General features: G+C 68.4%; 26 protein-coding genes and 1 tRNA gene. 19 read left to right on the top strand and 8 right to left on the bottom strand.

Annotated elements, in window-relative coordinates; all coding sequences use genetic code 11:
- Positions 1-166: 166 nt before the first annotated feature.
- Complete coding sequence (locus tag PIB44_RS04780; RefSeq protein ID WP_278070614.1) at positions 167-1453, bottom strand: lytic murein transglycosylase; 1287 nt, start codon at positions 1451-1453, stop codon at positions 167-169.
- Between the two features lie 151 nt (positions 1454-1604).
- Here PIB44_RS04780 and PIB44_RS04785 point away from each other — a divergent pair.
- The 5 genes from PIB44_RS04785 (at position 1605) to PIB44_RS04805 (ending at position 3649) form a co-directional block, all read left to right on the top strand.
- Positions 1605-1681 (top strand) — tRNA-Ala (locus PIB44_RS04785).
- A 129-nt stretch (positions 1682-1810) separates the two neighbouring features.
- On the top strand, positions 1811-1936 hold the full coding sequence (gene ykgO, locus PIB44_RS04790) for a type B 50S ribosomal protein L36 (RefSeq protein ID WP_003165750.1): 126 nt from the start codon (positions 1811-1813) through the stop codon (positions 1934-1936).
- 302 nt (positions 1937-2238) lie between these two features.
- Positions 2239-2511 (top strand): nucleoid-associated protein GapR, encoded by a 273-nt coding sequence (gene gapR, locus PIB44_RS04795; protein ID WP_024353345.1) that lies wholly within the window; start codon positions 2239-2241, stop codon positions 2509-2511.
- 191 nt (positions 2512-2702) lie between these two features.
- Positions 2703-3014, top strand: a complete 312-nt coding sequence (locus tag PIB44_RS04800; protein WP_208542180.1) for a hypothetical protein — start codon at positions 2703-2705, stop codon at positions 3012-3014.
- Positions 3015-3082: 68 nt separating this feature from the next.
- Positions 3083-3649, top strand: a complete 567-nt coding sequence (locus PIB44_RS04805) for a hypothetical protein (RefSeq protein ID WP_278070615.1) — start codon at positions 3083-3085, stop codon at positions 3647-3649.
- 57 nt (positions 3650-3706) lie between these two features.
- Here the strand turns inward: PIB44_RS04805 and PIB44_RS04810 are convergent, their stop codons facing one another.
- The 4 genes from PIB44_RS04810 to PIB44_RS04825 all read right to left on the bottom strand — a co-directional run bounded on the left by PIB44_RS04810 (position 3707) and on the right by PIB44_RS04825 (position 8742).
- Complete coding sequence (locus tag PIB44_RS04810; protein ID WP_278070616.1) at positions 3707-4369, bottom strand: hypothetical protein; 663 nt, start codon at positions 4367-4369, stop codon at positions 3707-3709.
- A gap of 76 nt (positions 4370-4445) precedes the next feature.
- Positions 4446-5207, bottom strand: coding sequence for a 7-alpha-hydroxysteroid dehydrogenase (gene hdhA / locus PIB44_RS04815; protein ID WP_278070617.1), 762 nt, complete (start codon positions 5205-5207; stop codon positions 4446-4448).
- A 144-nt stretch (positions 5208-5351) separates the two neighbouring features.
- Positions 5352-6824 carry a sigma-54-dependent transcriptional regulator gene (locus PIB44_RS04820; protein WP_278070618.1) on the bottom strand — a complete coding sequence of 491 codons (1473 nt, stop codon included), beginning with the start codon at positions 6822-6824 and terminating at the stop codon, positions 5352-5354.
- A 115-nt stretch (positions 6825-6939) separates the two neighbouring features.
- A complete protein-coding gene (locus tag PIB44_RS04825) occupies positions 6940-8742 on the bottom strand; it encodes a DUF4153 domain-containing protein (RefSeq protein WP_134580103.1) in 1803 nt (600 codons plus the stop codon).
- 133 nt (positions 8743-8875) lie between these two features.
- On the opposite strand from PIB44_RS04825, the gene PIB44_RS04830 reads away from it, so the two are divergent.
- The 8 genes from PIB44_RS04830 (at position 8876) to PIB44_RS04865 (ending at position 14644) form a co-directional block, all read left to right on the top strand.
- The gene (locus PIB44_RS04830) at positions 8876-10225 is read left to right on the top strand and encodes a serine hydrolase domain-containing protein (RefSeq protein ID WP_278070619.1); all 1350 of its coding nucleotides are present in this window, start codon (positions 8876-8878) and stop codon (positions 10223-10225) included.
- An 85-nt stretch (positions 10226-10310) separates the two neighbouring features.
- Entirely contained in the window at positions 10311-10556 is a 246-nt protein-coding gene (locus tag PIB44_RS04835; RefSeq protein WP_278070620.1) for an aa3-type cytochrome c oxidase subunit IV, read from the top strand.
- Between the two features lie 219 nt (positions 10557-10775).
- Complete coding sequence (locus PIB44_RS04840; protein ID WP_278070621.1) at positions 10776-11909, top strand: Re/Si-specific NAD(P)(+) transhydrogenase subunit alpha; 1134 nt, start codon at positions 10776-10778, stop codon at positions 11907-11909.
- Positions 11909-12229, top strand: a complete 321-nt coding sequence (locus tag PIB44_RS04845; protein ID WP_278070622.1) for an NAD(P) transhydrogenase subunit alpha part 2 — start codon at positions 11909-11911, stop codon at positions 12227-12229. Before PIB44_RS04840 ends, PIB44_RS04845 begins: the two co-directional genes overlap by 1 nt.
- A 17-nt stretch (positions 12230-12246) precedes the next feature.
- Positions 12247-12525 (top strand): hypothetical protein, encoded by a 279-nt coding sequence (locus tag PIB44_RS04850; protein ID WP_278070623.1) that lies wholly within the window; start codon positions 12247-12249, stop codon positions 12523-12525.
- Positions 12522-12803 (top strand): hypothetical protein, encoded by a 282-nt coding sequence (locus tag PIB44_RS04855; RefSeq protein ID WP_278070624.1) that lies wholly within the window; start codon positions 12522-12524, stop codon positions 12801-12803. Before PIB44_RS04850 ends, PIB44_RS04855 begins: the two co-directional genes overlap by 4 nt.
- Positions 12804-12824: 21 nt before the next feature.
- Entirely contained in the window at positions 12825-13199 is a 375-nt protein-coding gene (locus tag PIB44_RS04860) for a hypothetical protein (RefSeq protein ID WP_278070958.1), read from the top strand.
- Between the two features lie 26 nt (positions 13200-13225).
- Positions 13226-14644: an NAD(P)(+) transhydrogenase (Re/Si-specific) subunit beta gene (locus PIB44_RS04865; protein WP_025978318.1), complete on the top strand. Its 1419-nt coding sequence runs from the start codon at positions 13226-13228 to the stop codon at positions 14642-14644.
- Positions 14645-14677: 33 nt separating this feature from the next.
- On the opposite strand, the gene PIB44_RS04870 is transcribed toward PIB44_RS04865, so the two are convergent.
- Entirely contained in the window at positions 14678-15310 is a 633-nt protein-coding gene (locus PIB44_RS04870) for a hypothetical protein (protein ID WP_278070625.1), read from the bottom strand.
- 136 nt (positions 15311-15446) lie between these two features.
- On the opposite strand from PIB44_RS04870, the gene PIB44_RS04875 reads away from it, so the two are divergent.
- The 3 genes from PIB44_RS04875 to PIB44_RS04885 are packed head-to-tail and all read left to right on the top strand — an operon-like array spanning position 15447 to position 17755.
- Positions 15447-15818 (top strand): cupin domain-containing protein, encoded by a 372-nt coding sequence (locus tag PIB44_RS04875; RefSeq protein ID WP_278070626.1) that lies wholly within the window; start codon positions 15447-15449, stop codon positions 15816-15818.
- Between the two features lie 14 nt (positions 15819-15832).
- Entirely contained in the window at positions 15833-16249 is a 417-nt protein-coding gene (locus PIB44_RS04880; RefSeq protein WP_278070627.1) for a DUF1801 domain-containing protein, read from the top strand.
- Between the two features lie 39 nt (positions 16250-16288).
- A complete protein-coding gene (locus PIB44_RS04885; RefSeq protein WP_278070628.1) occupies positions 16289-17755 on the top strand; it encodes an amidohydrolase family protein in 1467 nt (488 codons plus the stop codon).
- A 13-nt stretch (positions 17756-17768) separates the two neighbouring features.
- On the opposite strand, the gene PIB44_RS04890 is transcribed toward PIB44_RS04885, so the two are convergent.
- Positions 17769-18008: a hypothetical protein gene (locus PIB44_RS04890; protein WP_278070629.1), complete on the bottom strand. Its 240-nt coding sequence runs from the start codon at positions 18006-18008 to the stop codon at positions 17769-17771.
- A 93-nt stretch (positions 18009-18101) separates the two neighbouring features.
- Here PIB44_RS04890 and PIB44_RS04895 point away from each other — a divergent pair, with 93 nt between their 5' ends.
- The 3 genes from PIB44_RS04895 to PIB44_RS04905 all read left to right on the top strand — a co-directional run bounded on the left by PIB44_RS04895 (position 18102) and on the right by PIB44_RS04905 (position 21571).
- Positions 18102-19085: a helix-turn-helix transcriptional regulator gene (locus PIB44_RS04895; protein ID WP_376787730.1), complete on the top strand. Its 984-nt coding sequence runs from the start codon at positions 18102-18104 to the stop codon at positions 19083-19085.
- A gap of 136 nt (positions 19086-19221) precedes the next feature.
- Positions 19222-20658, top strand: a complete 1437-nt coding sequence (locus tag PIB44_RS04900) for a gluzincin family metallopeptidase (RefSeq protein WP_278070630.1) — start codon at positions 19222-19224, stop codon at positions 20656-20658.
- A 79-nt stretch (positions 20659-20737) separates the two neighbouring features.
- A complete protein-coding gene (locus tag PIB44_RS04905; RefSeq protein ID WP_253119469.1) occupies positions 20738-21571 on the top strand; it encodes a putative universal stress family protein in 834 nt (277 codons plus the stop codon).
- 167 nt (positions 21572-21738) lie between these two features.
- Here the strand turns inward: PIB44_RS04905 and PIB44_RS04910 are convergent, their stop codons facing one another.
- Positions 21739-23169 carry a helix-turn-helix domain-containing protein gene (locus PIB44_RS04910; protein ID WP_278070631.1) on the bottom strand — a complete coding sequence of 477 codons (1431 nt, stop codon included), beginning with the start codon at positions 23167-23169 and terminating at the stop codon, positions 21739-21741.
- Positions 23170-23303: the final 134 nt, after the last annotated feature.

Below are 23303 nucleotides of genomic sequence, written 5' to 3' on the forward strand. Positions count from 1 at the left end.
GCGATCGTTCTTGCGCGAAAGGGTGAGGGGCTTGTCCTGTCAGTCGGCGTCAGCCGTCTCGCTGCGGCCTTCGGCCGACTTCACCCGCGAACCCTCACCCTTTCGCCTTAGCCAATCGCTTCGCTCTTGGAGGCTCAAGCCCTCTCCCAACAGGAGAGGGAGAGGCTCAGCGCGCTCTTCTGATCAACTCGTCCGCCAAGACGTCGGTCAGGTATCCGTCAGCCGTCCGCCCGTTCGCCTGTTGCCAGCGGCGCAGGGCGGCGCGGGTGTTGGAGCCGATGACGCCGTCCACGCCCTGGGTGTCGAAGCCCATGCGGGTCAGGGCCTGTTGAGCGCCGATTCGCTGGTCCCGCGTCAGGGGGCCGTCGTTGGGCCAGGAGGCCTTGAGGGGCGGCTTGCCCGCCACCCCGTCGGCGATCATGCCGATGGCCAGCGCATAGCTGACCGAGTTGTTGTAGCGGCGAATCACATAGTGGTTGGGCAGGGCCAGGAAGGCCGGCCCCTTGGCGCCCTGCGGCAGCAGGATGGCCGCGCCCTCGGCCGCCTCGGCGCTGTTGGGCGAGGCGCCGTCGGCCAGACGCACCCCGCGCGCGACCCAATAGGACCACGGGTGTTTCGGCCCCTCAGCCTGACTGTAGTCGAAGTTGGAGGGCAGGACGACCTCATAGGCCCAGCCCTGGCCGCGCTTCCATCCCGCCTGAGCCAGCAGGTTCGCCGCCGAGGCCAGGGCGTCGGCGTCGGAGCCCCAGATGTCGACCTTGCCGTCGCCGTTCTGATCGACGCCCAGCTTCAGATAGTTGTCCGGCATGAACTGGGTCTGGCCCATCGCCCCGGCCCAGCTGCCCTTCAGCCCTGCGCGGTCGCGCTTGCCCGACACGACGATGTCGAGGGCGTGTTTCAGCTGTTCCTCGGCCCAGTCGCGGCGGCGGCCGTCATAGGCCAGGGTCGCCAGGGAGCGGATGACGTCAAAGTCGCCCTGAACCTGGCCGAAGGCGCTCTCCTGCGCCCAGATACCCAAGAGAATCTCGGTCGGCACGCCGTATTTCTGGGTCACCTCCCAGGGCACGCGGTCGACGCGCTGGCGGGCCATGGCGATTCGCGCCGGGGTGGTGGCGTTCTGGATGTAGACCCCGGCGGGGCGTGAAAACTCAGGCTGGTTGCGGTCCAGGCGCACGACGCTGGGGTTCGGCGTCACGCCTTCCAGTTCGCGGGCGTATTCCCACTTATGCGCGCCGCCGTGGCGCTCAAGGAAACTCTGTTTCCAGGCGTCGAAGCTGGCGTGGTCATAGGCCTCGCTCAGATCGGTCTGGGCGGGAGGCGGCGTGGGCGCAGGCGTCGCGGGCGCAGGCTCGACCACGGGCGGCGGCGCCGGCTGAGGCTGCGGCGGCATGGGGACCATAGGGGCGCACGCGGCGACCGAACCCAACAAAACAAGGCGATAAGCGATACGCATGAGCACAGGCTAACGCCCCCGAATTCCACGACCAATCACAAGCGCGCGAAGGCAGGATCAGTTTCCGTGATAAGGGTGAAAGCGCCGTTAACCCTTTTCGACAGCAGGCGGTTAAGGGGCGGGAATTTACATTGTGTCGTTCCCTGAGCACGGCCTGGTGGCGGAGGGGCGACGCGTCGGACGTGCATGTCCGGAGATCCTCCGTTCGACTCGGAGGCCAGGCCTCCAGCGGATTCCCCGCGCGGAATGTTGACGAAAGGCCAAGGCCTCTCTATACGACCGCCTCCGCCGCAGGTTCGCCCGCGGCTCTTTTGTTTTACCCGCCCTCACGGGCCTCCAAATCCGGGACGTCCGACCATGAAGGTCCGTAGCTCGCTGAAATCGCTGAAGGGTCGCCACCGCGACTGCAAGATCGTTCGCCGCAAGGGCGTTCTGTACGTCATCAACAAGACCGACCCGCGCTTCAAAGCCAAACAAGGCTGATCAGGCGCGATCCGGCGCGCCCCGCCTGCTGAAGGCGAGGCGCGCGCCGATCGTCGGTGGATGGGATGACTATCCACAGGGCCGCGGGCGTTGTCCGCGGCTTTTTCGCGTCCGGCGTTGAGCCTGGCCCTTGCGCGTGATTAGTGAGTCTTTCTCAAGCGGCCCTAACGGCCCTTGGCCTGCTTGAGGGCGTGCTTAGTCGCCCTAACGGCCTTCGGCCTGTTTGAGAGCTTTATTTCTTGCCCTAACGGCCCTTGGCCTGTTTGAGGGCGCAGCCTGTTTATGAGTTCTGGAGTTCAGTCATGGACGACGCTTCCTTCGACGCCAGCCCCGACGTCCTGACCGCCACGGCCCAGGGCCGTCTGCGCTCCATCATCGAGCGCCTGGAGCGCCTCGAAGAGGACAAGCAGGCCGTCATGGGCGACATGAAGGAGGTCTTCGCCGAGGCCAAGGGCGAAGGCTATGACGTCAAGGTGCTGCGCAAGGTTCTGCGCCTGCGCAAGCAGGACAAGGCCAAGCGTCAGGAAGAAGAAGCGATTCTTGACCTCTATCTGTCGGCGCTCGGCGAGATCTAAGGGAGGCGGGCCTGAAGCGTACGACCTTCAAGCCCTCCCACGGCCCTTCACGCTCCAGCAGCCTGAAGGGCGGCGACGCGAAGCTGCGTTCCAGCGGCCTTTCGCGCTCAAGCAGCCCGAAGGGCGATAGCGCTTCTAAACTGCGCTCAAGCAGCCCGAAGGGCGATAGCGCCCTTAAAACCAAGCCTTCGCTGAGCCCCTGGGAGCAGCAGAAGGAGGCGGCCAAGCGGTCCGCGCTCAACGCCCTGAAACGCGCCCGCCGCTCGGCCGAGAAGGCGGGCGTTTCCCTGTCCGAATGGGAGGGCGAGTTTCTCGATTCGGTCGGGGAGCGGATTCGTGAACACGGCCGCGCCTTCGCCGATCCGGAAAAGGGCGCGCCGGGTCAACCGCTGTCGGCCATGCAGGGCCGCAAGTTGAAAGAGATCACCGCCAAGGCCAAGGGCGAACCGCGCCGATCTGCGCGGGGCTGGGGCCGACCTGCGCCGCCCAAGACAGAAGACTGAAGGCAACCGCCCAGCTTGGCTGTGCGTTGCGCCTGCTGATTTTCCGTATTTCCCGAGAGAGAAGACTGATGACACGCTTCGGCCCCGCCGCCCTGACCGGCGGTCTTCTGAGCCTCAGCCTGGCCCTGGCTGCGTGCGGGGATCGTCCAGGCGCCGCGCCCGAGGCCGCTACAGCGGCGACGACGGATCTCAGTGGCGGTCCTGCGGCCGCGCCCCAGGCGGTAACCGCGGCGCCGGACGCGGTCTCGCCCCTGCCTGCGGTCGATGAAGCGGCCGCGCGCGCCTTTGTCAGGGATGCAGGCTCCACGCTGGAGGCGCTTTCCTTCGAGCGGATCGGTTCGGTGACGAAGGAAGGGACGGTGAAGGGGTATGCGGCGCCGGTCTATGCGGTGCCCGTGGCGTCAGGGCAGACCCTGAAGGTCGCCTTCAAGCCGTCGAACGCTAATCTGTATGTCAACATCAGCGATGCGGCCGATCAGAGCGGCGCGGCCGTATTTCGAGGCGAGGTCGACGGCGAAACGGCTGAGCTGAAAGCGTCCAAGGACACGACCTACGTCATCACGCCCTATCAGCCTCGGGCCATGGCGCGTCGGGGATCGGAAGGAAGCTACACCCTGACGATCAGCCGCAACTGATCCGGGAAAACCCGAAAGGGGGGCGGCGGAGACAAACTCCGCCGCCCTGCTGTTGCTTCAGGGCAAGGCGTCCAGGCGCATGGCGCTGAAGTAGGGCTGGTAGGCTGCGCGCGCCGCGTCTGCGCCGGACAGGTCGTCTTGTTCGATGCCGATGCTCAGGGCGTAGCGGCACTTGAGCACGCTCATCAGCGCGCCGACGCGGCCGTCGGCGTCCTTGGGCTCGACGCTGATGACGGCGGGCTCGCCCGTCGGGCCGTCCATCACGACGGACAGATAGTTTTCGCCGCCGACCGACGCGACGGCGGTCGGGGAGGTGAGGGCGGCCTCGCGCACGCCTTTGACCATGATGACGCCGCGAGAGACGCTTTCATAAGCGGTCTGCTGGGCCTTGGAGAGCAGACCCGCCAGGGCGCCCGCGTCCTCGGGAATCGGCGCCTGGGCGTCGATCAGGGTGATGTTGGAGCTGGCGCCCGGCTCGCCATAGGTCATCGCGACGGAGAAGGCCTGACACTCGACCTCGGTCAGCGGCTTGCCGGCGATGATCTGGGCCGTCGGCATGGCCGCCAGAAGGGGATGGTTCTCGCACTCGGGCGGCAGGGCGATCTTGCTCGCGGCGGAAGCGGCGGCTTCAGCCTTGGCCGGCGCCTCGGCGTTGGAGCAGGCGGCGGTCAGGGCGGCGACGGACGCCAGACTCAGGGCGATAACAACGGGACGTAGCAAGGTGGAAGGCTCCCCTCCGTGAACAGGAGGGAAGAGGTTTGGCCTGTAAAACCCGCCGATGGAACCCCGAAGGGCGTCAGTCCAGTTCCTGAACGCCGCCGCCGGAGACCGTCAGAATCTGGCCGCTGATCCAGGACGCGGCGGGCGAACACAGGAACAGCGCCGCCCGGGCGATGTCGTCGGCCGTTCCGAGCCGACCCAGCGGGGTGTGCTTCAGCATGGCCTCTTCGATCTGCGGCGTCAGGACGCTGGCCAGGGCGTCGGTCTTGATGGCGCCCGGCGCGATGGCGTTGACGCGAATCCCCTTGGGCCCCAGGTCAAAGGCGACGTTGCGGGTCAGGTGGCTGACTGCGGCCTTGGACGAGCCGTAGGACGCCATGCGGGCGTTCTTGTTGTCGCCCGCCATCGAGGTGATGTTCAGAACCGCCCCGCCGCCTGCGGCCTGCATGTGCGGCGCCGCCAGTTGCATGAAACGGAAGGGGGCGAAGACGTTGAGCTGATAGGCGCGCTCGAAATCGCTCATCGGCATGTCGAACGGCTTGGGTCCGCCGCCGCCCGCATTGTTCACCAGCAGGGTCAGCTTGCCGAAGGCCGCGACGACGGCCTGAACGGCGGCGATGCGCTGGTCTTCATCGGTGACGTCGCAGGCCAGGCCGACGGCGCGTCCGCCCGCCTGCGTAACCCCGTCCGCCACAGCCAGGGCCTTGGCCACGTCCAGATCGGTGACGGCCACCGCGGCGCCCGCCGCAGCGAAGGTCTCGGCGATGGCGCGGCCGATGCCCGCCCCTGCCCCCGTCACCAGGGCGACGTGCCCATCCAGTCGGAAATGTGCGTCCATCGTCTGCGCCGCCTGTTGCTGTCCGTTGCCTTCACCAGCAAGCGTGGATCGGCCACGCTAGGTTCCATTGTCGGAAATCTGCAACATCCAGGGGCCGCATGCTTATGGCCCGGTCGTCGACGACGCCTGACGATGGCGGGGCCTTCAGCCCGCTTCTCGAACCTGCTCCTCCAGCCCCTGTTCGCGGACCTTGCGGTAGAGGGTGGAGCGGCCGATGCCCAGACGACGGGCGATCTCCGACATGTGGCCGGAATAGACTTCGATGGCGTGCTGGATCAGGTCGCGTTCGATTTCCTCGAGGGTGCGGACATGGCCGCGTTCATCGGTGATGCGGACCGGGCTGTCGTGCTGGCCGTCGTCGCCGTCGGCCGGCGAGGCGGCTGTCGTCAGGTAGGACGCTATCGCTCCGGCCGGGGCGGCTGTGATCGACCCCAGCGGCACGGCGACGCCGGAAATGGCCGGAAAATCGTGCGGCTGGAGCAGGGGCGAATCGGCCAGCACCAGGGCGCGATAGACGGCGTTCTCCAGCTGGCGGACATTGCCGGGCCAGTCGTGGGCCTGCAGCAGGGCCAGGGTCTCGGCCGAGCAGCCGGTGACGCGCTTGCCTTCCTCGACGTTGAAGCGGGCGATGAAGTGGTCGACCAGGGCGGGGATGTCCTCGCGCCGTTCGCGCAGGGCCGGCGCCTCGATCGGGAAGACGTTCAGGCGATAGAAGAGGTCTTCGCGGAAGGCGCCCTCCTTCACCTGCTGGGCCGGGTCGCGGTTGGTGGCCGAGACGATGCGGACGTCGACCTTGACCGGACGCTTGCCGCCGACGGGATCGACCTCGCCTTCTTGCAGCGCGCGCAGCAGCTTGACCTGCATGTCGAGCGGCAGTTCGCCGATCTCGTCCAGGAACAGGGTGCCGCCGTTCGCCTCGACGAACTTGCCGGCGTGTTTCTCATGAGCGCCGGTGAAGGCGCCCTTCTCGTGGCCGAACAGGATGGATTCGACCAGATTGGCGGGCAGGGCGCCGCAGTTGACGGCGATGAAGGGCTTGCCTGCCCGGTCCGAGGCGCCGTGCAGGGCGCGGGCGATGACTTCCTTGCCGACGCCGCTTTCGCCGGTGATCAGCACCGGGATGGAGGACTTGGCCGCGCGTTGGCCCAGCGCCTTGACCATGCGCATGGGCGCGCTGTCGCCGACCATGTCGTCGAAGGAGGTCCGGCCGGCGGCGCGCTTCCTCAGACGGCCGATCTCGGCCGTCAGCTGGGTCATCTGCAGGGCGTTGCGCACGCCGACCAGCAGGCGTTCCGGCCCGACCGGCTTGACGAAGAAGTCCTGGGCCCCGGCCTGCATCGCCTTGACCACCGTCTCGATGCCCCCGTTGGCCGTCAGCACGATGACCGGCGTGGTCACGCCTGCCGTGCGCAGCTCGGCCAGGGCTTCCAGACCCGACAGGCCCGGCATCACCAGATCCAGCAGCACGACATCGGCGCCGCCGCCCTTAGTCAGCCGATCAATGGCCTCGCCGCCGGATTCGGCATGGACGACGGCATAGGATTCACGCTCCAGCACCGCCTGCAGCAGGCGGCGCTGGGTAGGATCATCGTCGACGACCAGAATGGTCTTGGCCATTGGAGCACACCCTTCAACATCACCATCGAACGGCCGTCCTCATTGGCTCGGGACTGGCTCGTTTCGACACAATCCTAGAACGGAGGGAATGAAGATCGGGTTTCGGAGACCTGAGTCAGGGGTTAACGACAGCGGGTTTCGGGCAGACGGTTTCCGGCTGAAGTCGACCGGTTACGTCGCCCATTTTCAGATCGGGCCAGGGCGGGGCGGCGGTCTTCAGATCGGGATCTTTGAGCGCCTCGCGCAGGTCGCGGCCGCCGGCGCCGGGGCCGGGGCAATGCGGAACCTGATAGTCGCCCTGATGAACCCAGCGGCCGTCGGCGTCCTGAGCGAACAGGGCGATCCTGTAGGTCGTCGCCAGCAGGATTTCATCGCGGCCGTCGCCGTTCAGGTCGCGCTGAGCGGCAAGGCAGTTGTCGTCGCTGTTGCAGGCGTAGCGCGGATCCGGGGGCGCCGTCGGGGCCAGGAAGGCGGCGGGCAGGGGCTTGTCCGCTGGCCAGGGGGCGATGTTGGGCGCGCGCGGGGGCGTGGTCGCGTCCGTCAGCTCATAGCGCGAGGTCGAGGCTTGAGCGGCCTTGGCGTGACGGGCGACTTCCGCGTCGGGTGATTTCGCCAGCTCGGCCAGGGCGGCGCGCCCAGCCTTGCCCGCATCATAGCGCAGGAAGGCGTAGTCGAACTGGGCTGCGCTGACGGCGCCGCGCTTCAGCCGCGCCATCTGATCGTTGACCGACAGGCGCGCCGGGTCGGCCAGGGGGCTGAACAGGGCCAGGATGACCAGCACCGTCAGGACGGCGGCCAGGACATTGGTGCGCTCCAGCGGCTTCATCCACGCGGTCTTTCGCCACAGCGGCGACAGGGCGGCCCACCCGTATCCGGCGGCATAGATGACGCCCACGAGGGCGCAGGCCGAGGCGATGATGCGGTCCGGCGTCAGGCCATGCTGACCGATGCGAAGGCTCAGACCCCAGATCGCGATCAGGATCAGCGGCGTCAGCAGCACCGAGGCGACGCGCGCGCCCAGGCGCAGGGCGGCGGGCGGCAGATTATCCTCGCGTCCGTCCTGATAGGCGGTGTTGATCAGCACGATCAGGGCGGCGGCCGCCGACAGCACCAGGGCCGTGGCGCTGCCCGTCTTCCACAGCCCGTCCAGGCCGGTGAAGGGCAGGGCGGCCAGAAAACCCGCCACCAGGACGGTGATGACCAGCAGCAGCCAGGATAACAGCATCAACGCCACCGTCCGCACGCCCCGGATCAGCCCGCCGCGCACGTCGGTCAGCTGCACCGCCACGGCGAAGACCAGGCAGGTGACGGGGATGGAGAACCACTCCTTGCCCAGCAGGTCGCTCAGGAAGCTGAGGCCGATGACGCGGAACAGTGCCGCTCCCAGGAACAGCAGCAGCCAGAAGGCGCCGGTGAAGCCCAGCGACAGCACCAGTTGCACGCCGGCCTTCCACGCCGTGTCGAAATAGTCGTCGAAATCAGCGATCCAGCGTCTGGCGGCGACGGCCGGCACGATCAGATGGTGGGCGATGAACAGAGCCGCCGCCGCGAAGGCGACGACGGGAAAGCGCAGATAGGGCGGGTGGAAATAGTCGCTCGCTCGTTGGGCCGCGTCATGCCAGCCCATCAGCGCCAGCACCGCCGCCGCGACGACGCCCCACAGCGCCAGCGCCTTCCATCCCACCCGCCCGACGCCCGCCAGCAGCATCACCGGCGCGAACAGGGTCGCCAGCACCAGGGCGGCGAACAGCGACGGCTGGGTCGCAGGCCAGGCCAGGGCCTCACTGTCCGACGCCGAGCGGTAGAGCAGATAGAGGATCAGCCCCTGCATCAGGCCGATGCCGATCCGAAGGGCGGCAAGCCCGCGCGCGCCATCCAGCGAGGCGCGTCCGGTAGGGTCGGTGGCGGCGTAGGTCATGACAGGTCTTTCCTGAGCTTGGCCGGCAAGGTGGCGCGCGAAGGCCGGCGTGGGAAGCCCCGCGTCTTCTTCTCGCGTCGCAGAAGAAGGAAGAAGCGTTGACAGTCGGGGCCCGGCGTTGAAGCGTGGCCGCATGAAAATCGCGTCCCGTGTGCTTGTTCTCGCCGCCGTTCTCGCCTTGCCGACGACGGTTCTCGCCCAGACTGAGGCTTCGGCCAATCACCGCGCCTTGGCGGCGGGGTACAAGGCGCTGACGGTGTGCAGCGCCGTCCATTCGGCGCGCGCGGCGGGCGCCGAGCGGACGGTCGCCAGCGTCGAGGCGAACGAACTGGTCGGCATCTATCCTGAGCTCCAGCCTCTGGTGGGCGCCATGAAGGTCGAGATGGCGGGAAACACGGTCGCCGTCCCCTGGGATCAGGCCGCCCGGCCGCGCGTGGCGACCTGGACCGAGGGGCGCGGCTGCGTCATCGAGCCGATGGGTTATGTGCAGGGCAGCGCGCCTGAACGCGCCCCGCTGGCGCGCCGGGCCTCGGCCCCGGACCTGCCGACCGCGCGGCCCAAGGGGAACGCCCGCGCGCTGGAGGCCGCCGTCGGCCGCGCTTTCGATCAGGGTTTCGGCGAGGGGACCAACACCACCGGCGTGGTGGTGATGCAGGGCGGCAAACGGGTGGCGGAACGCTATGCGACTGACTTCGGCCCGAACACGCCGCAGCGCACCTGGTCGGTGGCCAAGAGCCTGGCCGGAACCGTCATCGGCGCGGCGGTGCAGCGCGGCGATCTGGACGTGAAGGCGCCTGCCGCCATCGCCAACTGGCGCACGCCGGGCGACCCGCGCGCGGCCATCACCGTCGACGCCCTGATGCGGATGTCGTCGGGCCTGACCAGCGACACGGCGGGAAACCGCACTGACGGCCTCTATTTCGGGGGCGTGGCGGTCGATGAGCAGGCGCCCGGCTGGCCGCTGTTGGCGCCGGTGGGGACGGTTTATCGCTACGCCAACAACGACACGCTTCTGGCGACCATGGCGGCGGCTCCCAGCTTCGCCGCCCATCCGCCGGCCGAACTGTTCGACGCGCTGGGCATGACCCACACCTGGGCCGAGACCGGCTGGCGCGGCAACTACATCCTGTCGAGCCAGGTCTGGACCACGGCGCGCGATCTGGCCCGCTTCGGCCAACTGTATCTGCAGGACGGGGTGTGGGAGGGGCGGCGCCTCTTGCCCGAGGGGTGGCGTGACTATGTGACCGCTCCGACCGGGCCGCAGCCGCCGACGGGCGACTTCGGCTATGGCGCGACCTTCTGGCTGATGAACCGCTCCGAGGGCGTGCCCGCCGACGCCTTCGCCGCCTTCGGCAACCGGGGTCAGTATGTGGTGGTCGTGCCCAGCCGTCAGGTGGTCATCGTGCGGCGCGGCGAAGACCCGGCGGGCAAGCCGTTCGACGTCGCCGCCTTTACACGTGCGGTGCTGGAAAGCCTCGACTGAAGCGCTTGAGGCCCCACGGACTTGAGCCGCGCGCAGGCCTCGCTATAAGAGCCGTCGAAATCCCGACTCTTTTTTGGAAGACCCCATGGCCGACCAGCACGCTGAAGCGACCGCCCCCCACGTCCACGGGGAAATGAACATCTCGGAACAGGCCTGGACCTGGGCGCTGTTCCTGGGCCTGACCAAGTGGGTCTCGCTGGCCACGGCGGTGGTGATCCTGTTCCTGACGGTGTGGTTCGGCGTGGGCGCTGGATTCCTCCCGGCCTTTATCGTCTCGGTGGTGGTGTCGGTCGTCGGCTTCTTCATGCTGAAGAGCAAGAAGACCCACTAAGCCCGGTTTCCCGGACGGAAGTGATTGAAAGGCCCGTCGGCGCGTCCGGCGGGCTTTTTGCTTGCGTGCTAGGCGGCTTGGGTGGTCGAAACTTCCGACGTGGGCCGAACGGGTGGCCTAGGCGGCAAGAAAATCGCTCTCCCTCGCAGACGCGCCTTTGACGCCCGCTTCGGCTTCGGCCTAACGTCGGTTCGACCCTGGGGAGTGGGAGGGATTCGCTTGGCCGTCGCCATCGCCGTCACCCGCGAACGCCGTGAAGGCGAAACGCGCTGCGCCGTAACGCCGGAGACGGTGAAGAAGCTTATCGCCCTGGGAGCCACGGTCAGCGTGGAGGCCGGGACGGGCCTGGGCTCCTCCCTGACCGATGCCGACTACGCCGACGCGGGGGCCAGCGTGAAGCCTGACCTGTCGGCGGCGCTGGCCGGGGCTGACGTGCTGCTGAAGGTGCGCGGACCCACCGCGTCCGAGATCAGCGCCCTGAAGCCCGGCGCGGTGGTGGTCAGCCTGCTGGACGCCTGGCGCGACAAGGCGACGGTTGAGGCGTTGAGGGGCGCTCAGGCCACCGCCTTCGCGATGGAGTTCGTGCCGCGCATCACCCGCGCCCAGGTCATGGACGTGCTGTCGTCCCAGGCCAACCTGGCTGGATACCGGGCGGTGATCGAGGCGGCCTACGCCTATGGCAAGGGCTTCCCCATGATGATGACGGCCGCCGGGACGGCGGCCGCCGCCAAGACCTTCGTCATGGGGGCGGGGGTCGCGGGACTTCAGGCCATCGCCACGGCGCGGCGCCTAGGCGCGGTCGTCACGGCCACTGACGTGCGCCCCGCCGCCAAGGAGCAGGTCGAGAGCCTGGGCGCCAAATTCGTCGCGGTCGAGGATGAAGAGTTCAAGGCGGCCGAGACGGCGGGCGGCTACGCCAAGGCCATGTCCGCCGACTATCAGGCCAAGCAGGCCGAACTGACCGCCGCCCATATCGTCAAGCAGGACGTGGTGATCACCACGGCTCTGATCCCCGGCCGCCCGGCGCCCAAGCTGGTGACGGCGGCGCACGTCGCCTCGATGAAGCCGGGCTCGATCATCATCGACCTGGCGGTCGAGGCGGGCGGCAATGTCGAGGGCTCGAAACCGAACGAGGTGGTGACTACGGCCAACGGCGTGAAGATCGTCGGCTGGAGCAATATGCCCGGCCGCATCGCGGCAGACGCCAGCGCCCTTTACGCCCGCAACCTGGTGGCCTTCCTGGGGTTGATGATTAAGGACGGCGTCCTAGCGGTCGATCTGGAGGAGGAAATCCTCAAGGCCGCCGTCGTCACCCACGGCGGCGCCGTGGTGCATGAAGGAGTGAGAGGCTGATGGAACACGTCGATCCCACTGTCTTTCGCCTGGCGATCTTCGTCCTGTCGATCTTCGTCGGCTACTATGTCGTCTGGAGCGTGACGCCGGCGCTGCATACGCCCCTGATGGCCGTGACCAACGCCATTTCCAGCGTCATCATCGTCGGCGGCCTGATCGCGGCGGCGGCGATGAGCGCCCAGGCGGGCGGACCGAACGCCTGGATCGCCAAGGGGGCGGGCGTGGCCGCCGTGACGCTGGCCAGCGTCAACATCTTCGGCGGCTTCATGGTCACGCGCCGGATGTTGGCCATGTACAAGAAGAAGGAACGACGCGGGTGACGAGTCTGAGCGTCGGCATGCTGACTCTGCTCCTCGCCGGGGGCGTGCTGCTCATTCTGGGCGCAGCCATGGTTGGGGGCAGGTTGTCGGTCGATGCGCGTCGCCGGATCGAACTGGCCTTGGCGCTGACCTTCTATCCCGGCGTCGCCAGCCTGTTTCTCTGGCGGGCCGCCACGCAGGATGATTGGGCGGTGGTGGTCGGCTCGCTCATTTTTGCGGGATTGGTCGTCTGGAACGGCGTGCGCATTGTCCGTGCACGACTGAAGCGGCCGGATAATACTGAGGCCGCCTCGTGAGTTTGTCCGCCTATCTGTTGGCCTTCTACGCCTCTTGGGCCGTCACGGGTCTGGGCGTGGCGCTGTGGATCGTGAGCTGGGTGCGGATCAAGGATCCCATCGGGCGGCTGCGGTTCCAGGACTGCGGCGTGGTCATGGTGTTCGCCGCCGTGCTGACGCGCATCATCATTCAGGATCGCGAGATGACGGTCTTCGACTGGGCGATGATGCTGCTGGGCCCTCTTTTCATCGCGGCGGCGCTGTGGCGTCTGTCGCGCACTCAATCCGTCAAACGCTAACCCAACGAAGAGTATCGCGTGATGAAAGCTTCCCTGATTTCCGCCTTGGTCCTGTCCGCCGCTGTCGCCGCCGCCGGCGCCGCCTCGGCTCAGTCGGACCGCGAAGTGGGCAAGAACCCCTATGCGGGCCTGCACTGGTCGGTCGTCGCGCCTCAGGGCGCCAGCTGGGCGCTGGAGTGCGGCTTCACCCCGGTCACGATCCGGGGGATTCACATGAACCGCATCAATCACACCGGCTCGGGCCGGATGGCCGGTCGCCTGCCCGGCGACAACGGTCGCTGCAAGGTGACCAAGACCGGCGGCGAAGGCCCCGTCGGCCTGGCGGTGGTCAAGGACGGCGAAGCCAAGGCTGCGGGCACAAACGGCGGCGCGCCCGCCATCGTCAACGTTTTCTGATTCAGGATTGAAAGAGGGGGAGGGGGATGAACGCATCCATCGCGGCGCTGGCCTATCTGGCGGCGGGGGTTCTGTTCATCCTCTCTCTCAGGGGTCTATCCAGCCCCGAGACCAGCCGACGGGGCAATACGCTGGGCATGGTCGGCATGGCCCTGGCCGTCGGCGTCACCCTGCTGACGCTGGGGACATCGGGCGCGCTGGACCCGCTCACCTTGGCCCTGATCGCGGGCGGGGTCGTGGTCGGCGGCGGGGCGGGGGCGGTGATCGCCAACCGCGTGCCGATGACGGCCATGCCGCAGCTGGTCGCCGCCTTCCACTCCCTCGTCGGCCTGGCGGCCTGTCTGGTGGCGGTCGGTGCCGTTTATGCGCCCGACGCCTTCGGCATCGTCACCGCCAGCGGCGGGATCAAGACTCTGTCGATCGTCGAGCTGAGCCTGGGCGTGGCCATCGGGGCCGTCACCTTCACCGGCTCGGTCATCGCCTTCGCCAAGCTGGATGGGCGGATGAGCGGGGCGCCGATCCTTCTGCCCGCGCGGCACCTGATCAATATCGCCCTGGCTCTGGCCCTGGTCTTCCTGATCGGCATTCTGATCGGGACGGGCGGCACGGCGGTCTGGGCCTTCTGGGGCGTGTTCGCCATCGCCCTGATCCTGGGCGCGACCCTGATCATCCCCATCGGCGGGGCCGACATGCCGGTGGTGGTGTCCATGCTGAACTCCTACTCCGGCTGGGCGGCGGCCGCCCTGGGCTTCACGCTGGAGAACATCGCCCTGATCATCACCGGCGCCCTGGTCGGGTCGTCGGGCGCGATCCTCAGCTACATCATGTGCAAGGGCATGAACCGCAGCTTCATCAGCGTCATCCTGGGCGGCTTCGGCGCCGAGGCGGGCGCGGCGGCGGGCGGCGGGGCGGTCGAGACGCGGCCGGTCAAGCAGGGCTCGGCCGAGGACGCCGCCTTCATCCTGAAGAACGCCTCCAAGGTCATCATCGTGCCCGGCTACGGCATGGCGGTGGCCCAGGCCCAGCACGCCCTTCGCGAGATGGCCGACACCCTGAAGGAAGAAGGCGTCGAGGTGAAATACGCCATCCATCCCGTCGCGGGCCGGATGCCGGGACATATGAACGTCCTGCTGGCCGAGGCCAACGTCCCCTATGACGAGGTGTTCGAGCTGGAGGACATCAACAGCGAATTCGCCTCGGCCGACGTCGCCTTCGTCATCGGCGCCAACGACGTGACCAATCCGGCGGCCAAGACCGACCCCCAGTCGCCCATCTACGGCATGCCGGTTCTGGACGTGGAGAAGGCGGGCACGGTCCTGTTCATCAAGCGCTCGATGGGCAGCGGCTATGCAGGCGTCGAGAACGAGCTCTTCTTCCGCGACAACACCATGATGCTGTTCGCCGACGCCAAGAAGATGGTCGAGGGGATCGTCAAGGCGCTCTGAGGTCGCTTCCGCATCATCGCGATCGGCGCCGCCTTAGTCCGCCGATCGCGGCTGTTCGGGCGATGATGCAGGCGGTGGTTCGTCGTCGGCTGGGCAGGCGCCATAGGCCTCATTATAGGGGCGGCCAAAACAGGCGATGAAGCCGTCCAGCACCCCGAGATTGGCAGGCCACTTCAACTCCAACCCGTACTGGGCTTTGAAGCGCCGGGCGGCGTCGTCAAAATCGGGCGGTTTGGGCAGGGCGGCCAGCCGCTCTCTGGCGGCGAGCAGGCCGGCGCGGTCCTGATGCAGGAAGGCGATGGTCCCCAGCGCATAGTCGGCAAAGCCGCTGCGGGCCATGTCCGGGTTCACCCCGGCCATCATCAGCCGTGTCGCCGCCTGCGTCTGGCCCAGCCCCGCGCGCAGCTGTCCCTCGTGCCAATAGTTGGTGTGGAGTTCGCCTGGGGTCAGTTCGCCCCAGCGCGTCTTCCGATAATCGGCCAGCAGGTCGGCGGCGATTTCGGCGCACTCCGGCTTTTCGCCAAGAGGGCGCCAGCCGCCGTCCAGATCCTGATCAAAGTCCGCAGGCAACAGCGCCAGAAGCGCGGCGCGGTCATGGACGCATGTGTCAGCAACTGCGCCGGGATCGGCCTGGGCGATCGCCAGGGACATCAGAGCCGTCAACATTTCAAACTCCCCCGAGTGGTGGATCATGAAAACGACGTTCTGCGGCTGAAATATGTCTGGCGCGCACGGCATTGGCGAGGGGGGCGAACGGCGCCATCTAGCGCTGCTGGCGAACATTGGGGGCGGGCGAAGAGGCGTGGATTTCACGGTCGAGGAAGTCATCGGCAATCTGGGCCTGCAAGCCTTGGACGACGGCGTCTGGGAGCGTGCGATGGCGGCTGCGGGCGGCGCGGAGCCTTGCACCGTGGTCAGCGCCTATCGCCTGCTGACGCCCGAGGCTTCGCACGACTGGCGCGCGGTCGAGGCGGAGGAGCTTTGGACCGTCTATATGGGGGCGGCCCTGGAGGTCGACCTGGCGACCGAAGCAGGCGTGCGGTTGGAAACTCTGGCGGCCGGATCGGGCCGCTGGCTCACGGTTCCTGAAGGCGGCTGGATCCGGACGCGGGCGATCGGCGGATGGTGTCTGGCGGGGCGGATCGGACCGGTGCAGGGTGTCGGCCTGTCCTGAAGCGGAGGCCGGGAATGAGCGAACCTAAGACCAAGCCCACCGACGCCTCGGTCGAGGATTTCCTGGCGTCGGTCGAGCCCGCGCGGCGACGCGAGGAGGCCCGCACGGTCTGCGCCCTGATGCAGGCTGTCACCGGGGATGCGCCGGTGATGTGGGGGCCGTCCATCGTCGGTTTCGGCCGCTACACCTACGTCAACAGCACGAACAAGCCGGCGGATTGGCCGCCCATCGGCTTTTCTCCGCGCAAGGCGGCGCTGACGCTCTACATCATGCCGGGATTCCAGACGCAGGCGGCGCTTCTGGGCCGTCTGGGGCCGCACACGACCAGCGTCTCTTGCCTGTATATCAAGCGGCTGGATCAGGTGGACATGGCGGCGCTGCGGGCGCTGTGCGAATGGTCTTTCGAAGAGATGAAACGCCGCTATCCCTGATTGGCTTGCCCGAGCGAGCGAAGGGCCTATAGCGGATTCATGCGCACCTTTCTGATCGCCGCCTCCGCCCTGCTGTCCGCCTGCGCCCTGGCGCCGCTGGCCGCCGCCCAAACGCCGGTACAGCCGGTCGACCTGCTGCTGACTTCGGCCACCGTGGTGGACATCGAGAAGGGGACGACGACGCCGGATCAGCTGGTGGCCGTGCGCGGCGGCGATATCGTGGCTGTGGGCCCCGAGGGCGAGGCGGGCCGTTATCAGGCCGCGCGGACGCTGGATCTGGGCGACCGCTACGTCATGCCGGGCCTGTGGGACATGCACGTCCACTTCGGCGGCGGCGAGCCTCTGATCGAAGAGAACGCCGAACTGATGCCTCTGTTCGTCATCAACGGCGTGGTGGCGGTGCGCGACGCGGCGGGCGATCTGGCGCAGCAGGTGCTGGACTGGCGCGATGCGCCGCCCACGGCCGACGCCCCGCGGATCTTCACTTCTGGGCCCAAGATCGAGGGCGTCGCCCCCGTCTGGAAAGGCGTGATCGAGACGGGCAGCGAGGCCGATGTGGACGCCGCGCTCGACCGGCTGCAGGCCCTGCGCGTCGACTTCGTCAAGATCACCGACAACACCCTGACGCCCGAGCTTTTCCTCTACGCTGTGCGCGAGGCGAAGAAGCGGGGCATGAAGACCTCGGCCCACATTCCCGCCAGCATCACCGTGCTGGAGGCCGCCGAGGCGGGCCTGTCGTCGATCGAGCACCTCGACTACGCGATGAAGGCGGGCTCGCGCGATGAGGCGGCCATCGCGGCCGACTATCTGGCGGGCAAATACACCTACGCCCAGACCATGCGGCGCTACGCCGACACCTTCGACGTGGAGACGGCGCGGCGCGTCTATGCGCGGCTGAGGGCGCTAGGCACGGCGGTGTCGCCGACCCTCTACGGCTCGACCACCCTGGCCAATCTGGATCTGGACGACCACTCGCACGACGAGGGTCTGGCCTATGTCGGGCCGGGCATCCGGGCGACCTATGACTGGCGCATCCAGCGCGCCGCTCAGGCCACGCCGCAGCAGGTCGAGGATCGCCATTTCGTCAAGGACGTGACCGCGCGCACCCTGCCCATGCTGCGCGACGCGGGCGTGACCATCCTGACCGGGACGGACGCGGGGTTCCTCAACTCGTTCAACTATCCGGGCTTCTCGCTGCACGACGAGCTGGAGCTGTACGTCAAGCTGGGCCTGACGCCGCGCGAGGCCTTGATGGGCTCGGTCGTGGACGGGCCGCGCTTCCTGAATCAGGGCGAACGCTACGGCGCGGTGGCGGCGGGCAAGTCGGCCGACCTGCTGGTGCTGGAGGCTGATCCCCTGAAGGACGTCAGCGCCACCCGGGGCGCCGAGGCCGTGGTGCTGCGCGGCCGCCTGATCGATGCGGCCGAACTGGAGCGGATGCGGGCCGAAATCCGCGCTCGGGTCGCGGCGCGCAACGCCAGCTTCACGCCATCGCCGGCGTCCTGATCGGAGCTGGAGCTCAGGCCGCCATGCGCCAGTCTGAGCGGGCGTTGAAGGGCAGAGTGTGGAACTCGTCCCACAAGGCGTCTTCGTTGGTGTAGCGGCTGGTCGAGGCGCTGATCACGTCGACGACCTGTTCCTCCTGACAGTCCCAGATGACGGCGAGATCGCTCTCCGTTTCGCACGGCACGATCATGTAGCGTTCGGCGAAGGTCTTCTTGGCGGGCTTTTGAACGGTCGGGGTGCGGGCGAAGGCCATGTCGTGATCTCCTGAAGCGAATGCCTCTTGCTGATGATGAGAGGATGCGACAGCATTGCGCCAATTTCGGACGTATCGCTGTGGAGAAGTTTCTTGCGGCACGACAAGGCGGCCATGGTCATCGACCTGGCGCGGGGCATGGCGGCCAGCGCGGAGGGGCTGACGCTGAATGAAATGGCGGCCCAGCTGAACGTCAGGCGCCGCACGGCCGAGCGGATGCGCGACGCCGTGCTGATGCTGTTTCCCCAGGTCGAGGAGGTGTCGGATCCGCCGACCAAGCGCTGGCGCATCCGCGGCGGGCTTTCGGCTTTCGAACAGGCGCCAACGGCGACCGAGATGCTGGAGCTGACCAAGGCGGCGGCCGCCCTGCGCGCCGCGGGCGAACCGGCGCGGGCGGCGGCGCTGGAAAGCTTGGAGCGCAAGGTGAAGGCGGCGATGCGCTCGACCACATTGAACCGCATGGCGCCGGATCTGGAGGCTCTGGTCCGGGCCGAGACCATCGCCGTCCAGGCCGGGCCGCGCCCCAGCGCCGACGAGACGGTGCTGGCCGAGATTCGCGGCGCGGTGCTGGCCGAGCGGCCGCTGAACTTCATCTACGCCCGGCCCGGCGCTGAGGCGCGCACCCGCACCATGACGCCATGCGGCCTGATGTTCGGGCGCGCCAACTATCTGGTGGCGGCGGACCGCGAAAGCGGACGCATCCAGACCTTCCGCCTGGACCGAATGAGCGCGGTCGAGGCGGGCGAGGGCACGGCGCGGCCGCCCGCGGACTTCGACCTGGGCGCCTTCGCCAGCCAGTCCTTCGGCATCTATCAGGACGAGATCGAAGAGGTGGCCCTGCGCATCTCGCCCGAGGGCGCCGCCGAGGCGCGCGGCTGGCGCTGGCACCCGACCCAGACCATCGAGGATCAGGCCGACGGATCGGTCATCGTGCGGTTCCGCGCCTCGGGCATGCGCGAACTGGCCTGGCACCTGTTCACCTGGGGCGAGCAGGCGACGATCGTGGGGCCGGATCGGCTGAAGGCGGTGATGGCCGAAGCGCTGGCGGCGGCGGGCCGCGCCCTCGAACGGGCGTAAAGCTGAGCAAAGCGTAAGGTGACGGGCGTAAGGCTTGGCCTCTAGCTTTCACCCGTCACCCTCGGGTCAAGCCGAGGATGACGAAGAGTGATGGCGAGAGGGTCGGGAGAGTGAACATGCAGAACGGGAGCCGTGCGTGCGTCTGAAGATCCTGGCCACGGGGGCTGCCGCAGCCGCCCTCCTGCTGACCGCCTGCGCCGCCGCGCCCGCGCCCGGCCCATGGAACGTCGAGGCGGCGCCGCAGGTGACGGTGACGCGGGCCGACGGGCGGCTGACGGTCGACTACCACTTCAACCGCGACGCCGTGGTCTGGGCCTTCATGGACTCGGCCCTGATCGACGAGGTTCGCGAGCCGTGGCGGCCGCGCCAGTGGACGGTCGAGACGCCCGGCGTGGTGATGGAGCGGCGCGGCCACTACGACATCATCCGCAGCGCAAACGGCGGCCCCGTGCCGCGCCATGTCCGTTTCAGCGTCACGCCTCAGGCGGTCGAGCTGGAGGCGGAATACAAGACTCTGGTCTTCTCGGACGGGGCGGTGGCCTTGCCGACACGGCAGATGGATGTCTTCGCCCTGGGCTCGCCCGAGGCGGCGGCGGCGGTTCCGGCCGATCTGAACGGGGTCAATCTGGATGGCGGACCCTCGCGCGTGACCTGGCGCGACCTGGACGGGCCGGTGCTGTTCAACGGCGAGCGTCACGCCGAACTGACGACGACGGGCGAGCGGTCTTATGTTCTGCTGGGCCAGGCGCGCGTGACCCCGGGGGAAGGGCTGACCACGGTCATGGACCCGAACCTGCCGCCGTGGATCGGCGAGAAGATCCGCGACTTCGCCCCGCGCGTGGGCCAGTTCTACATGCAGCGGCTGGGGCGCCCGGGCGCGGGCGGCGACAAGCCGGTCGTCATGGTGTCGTGGAACGGCCCGACCGAGCGGATGACCAGCATGGGCGGCAGCGTCCTGCCCGGCCTGATCGTCATGTCGTTCGAGGGGACGGGCGTGACCCGTCCGACGGCGGAGATGGAGACGGTGTCCCGTTGGTTCATCGCCCATGAGAGCGCCCATTTCTGGCTGGGCCAGGCGGTGCGCTATGAATTCGCCCGCGACGCGTGGATCACCGAGGGCGGGGCCGACCTGATGGCGGTGCGGGCGCTGAAGGCGCTGGACCCGGCCTATGACGACCGCAAGGCCCTGCAGGAAGAGGTCGACGACTGCGTGACCCTGAGCCAAGGGCGCGGCGTGGCCGGAGCGGCGGAGCGGGGCGAGCACCGCGCCTATTACGCCTGCGGCGCCGTCTTCGCCATGATGGCCGAGGGGGCGCAGAAGCGGCGCGACGGCGGCGACTGGTTCGGCTTCCTGCGGACCCTGCTGGACGCCAACCGCGGGGATGGCGTGCTGTCCCGCGCCGAATGGCTGAACGCTCTGACGCGGGTGTCGGGCGATCCGACGCTGGCGGCCGACATCGGGCGGATGCTGGATCAGGGGGCGGCCGATCCCGCAGCCGAGATCGCCGATCTGTTCGGCCGCGCGGGCGTGCCGCATCGGGTTGAAGGCGGGCGGATCGTTCTGACGACCTGATGGGACGAATTGATCAGGCTCAAGGCGCGGAACGGCGGTTTGTGCGTTGATGGGGCGTGTCCTGAAACAGGAGGCCGCCATGCCCTGGGCCAGTCTGATCGTTTACGTCGATGACGAAGCCGACAACCCTGCTCGCCTGATCGAGGCCTGCGCCCTCGCCGGCGCGCACGGGGCCCGACTGATCGGGGTGTCCGCTTGCGCACCGGAGACGCCGGTGGCCGACGCCTATGGCGCGGGCATATTGCTGGGCGAGGTGATGGCGGCCCAGCAGGCGCGCAACGAAACCACGCTGAAATCGGCCGAGCAGCGTTTCCGCGCCGCCGTCGAGGCGGCGGGGATCGAAGGCGAATGGCGGGGCGATGTGGGCGATCCCACGGCTCTGACCCTGCGCCACCTGCGGGCGGCGGATGCGGCTCTTGTCGGGCGCGATGCGGGCGGGGTCAGCGCGTGGCGCGCGCCGCATCCGGCGGACCTGGCCATGCGGGCAGGCCGGCCGGTCGTGGTGCTGCCGCCCAATCCGATCCGGTCGATGGTGGATGCTCCGGCGCTGCTGGCCTGGACCGACACGCGCGAAAGCCGGCTTGCGGCGCAGGCGGCCCTGCCGCTGCTGAAGCGCGCCGATAGCGTGCGGGTGGTCGAACTGTGCGACCCTGAGGATATCGACGGGGCGCGGATCAGGACGCAGGACGTCGTCCGGTGGCTGGCGGGACATGGCGTCGCCGCCGAGCCCGACGCCCGCGCCCACGACGACCGCTCGGGCGGACGACGCCTGATCGACTGCGCCGAGGAAATGGGCGCCGGGCTGATCGTGGCCGGGGCCTGGGGCCATGCGCGGATGCGGCAATGGATCTTCGGCGGGGTGACGCAGACCCTGCTGACCGAAGCGCCCGTGGCGCTGATGCTGGCGCACTAATCCTTCTCCCCTTGTGGGAGAAGGTGGCGGCCGCAGGCCGACGGATGAAGGGTGTTTGCGCCTGCATCGGCCGTTGATGCTCGTCTCTTAGAAACGGCCAGCCGCCCCATCGACACCCCTCATCCGGTCCTCGCGGACCACCTTCTCCCACAAGGGGAGAAGGAAAATTATGCGAACGGATACGGGCTCACCGACTTCGACCAGTCGTCGACCGTCAGCGCCCGCCCCACCGGCGGCGCGGCGCGTTCGGCGCAGGGGTGGCGTTCGCACAGGCGGCAGGCCGGTCCGATGGGCGTGACCTCCGGCTTCTGAAGGTCCAGACCGCGCGCATAGATCAGGCGGTGGGCGTGTTTCAGTTCGCAGCCCAGGCCGATGGCCAGGTCGTGGCCCTCGGTGAAGGCGTCCTGGCCCTGACGATCCACGGTGCGGGCCAGGGTGAACCAGCGACCGCCGTCCGGCGTCTCGATGATCTGGGTGACGATGCGGCCCGGCGTTCGGAAGGCCGAGTGCAGCCGCCAGCGCGGGCAGGCGCCGCCGAAGCGCGAGAAGGGAAAGGCGCCCGAGGCGTATCGCTTCGACACATTGCCTGCCTGATCCACTCGCATCAGGAAGAAGGGCACGCCCCGCGCCGTGGGCCGCGACAGGGTGGTCAGCCGGTGCGCCGCCTGCTCGAAACCGACGCCGAAGCGGGCCTGCAGCCGGGACAGGTCATAGCCGGTTTCCTCGGCCGCGCGCTGGAAGGCGCCGTAGGGCATCAGCACGGCGGCGGCCAGGGTGTTGGCCAACGACGCCTTCAGCAGGTTGCGCGTCGGGGCGTCAGGGGCGTTCGCCGCCTCGGTCAGGGCCTGAAGTTCAGGCCCATGCTCCATCAGGGCCAACTGGTTGGCGACGGCGAAGGCGCGCGACGACGGGCCCAGCGCGTCGGACAGCAGCAGCCGCCTCCGGTGCGGGTCGAAGCGGCGGGTCCACTCGACCATGACCTCGGCGGGCAGGGTGCGGACCGTCAGACCGTGGCGGACGAACAGTCGGGCGCGGGCCAGAGCTTCAAAGCCTTCGTCGGGGCCGGGGGCCTCGGCGCGCAGGGCCTCGTGCAAGGCCTCGCCCAGGGCGTCGAGCTCGGGAAAGTGGTTGTGGCGGGCCTGGACGTATTCGCGCACCCATTCGGACGGGCTGTCGGTCGGAGCCGCGCCGCCGCCGGCCTCGGTCTCGGCCCGGTCGCGCACGCGGCGGTCGGAGAAGGCGCGGTAGAGGCGCAGCACGGCGTCGGCGGCGGCGGGCTGGTCCTCGGCCAGTTGCATGATCTCGTGGCGGGGCACGGTCAGGCCCTGAAACAGCGGGTCGGCGAAGATCTCGGACAGTTCCGCCTCAGACGCCGGGCCGCCCGACTGACCGAGGTTGCGCAGGTCGACATCGTAGGTTTCGGCCAGACGCAGCAGCAGCTGGGCCGAGACGGGGCGCTGGTTGCGCTCGATATGGTTCAGATAGGAGGGCGAGACGCCCAGGTCCGCCGCCATCGCTGTCTGCGACAGGCCAAGGTCGCGCCGCAGCCGCTTGAGGCGGCCGCCCAGGAACAGCTTGCGATCAGCGGCGGCGCTCATGGCGCGATCATGTCACATCATGACTTCGTTGCAAGGGTCATGATGTGACTGGTTGACTTGAATCTCGCGACTGGTTCTGTGTCATTCGTGACGGGTGCGTGTTCAGGTCTTCGGGACAGCAGCTACGGCCGCGC

Source organism: Brevundimonas sanguinis (genome assembly GCF_029636725.1).
Lineage (GTDB): Bacteria > Pseudomonadota > Alphaproteobacteria > Caulobacterales > Caulobacteraceae > Brevundimonas > Brevundimonas sanguinis.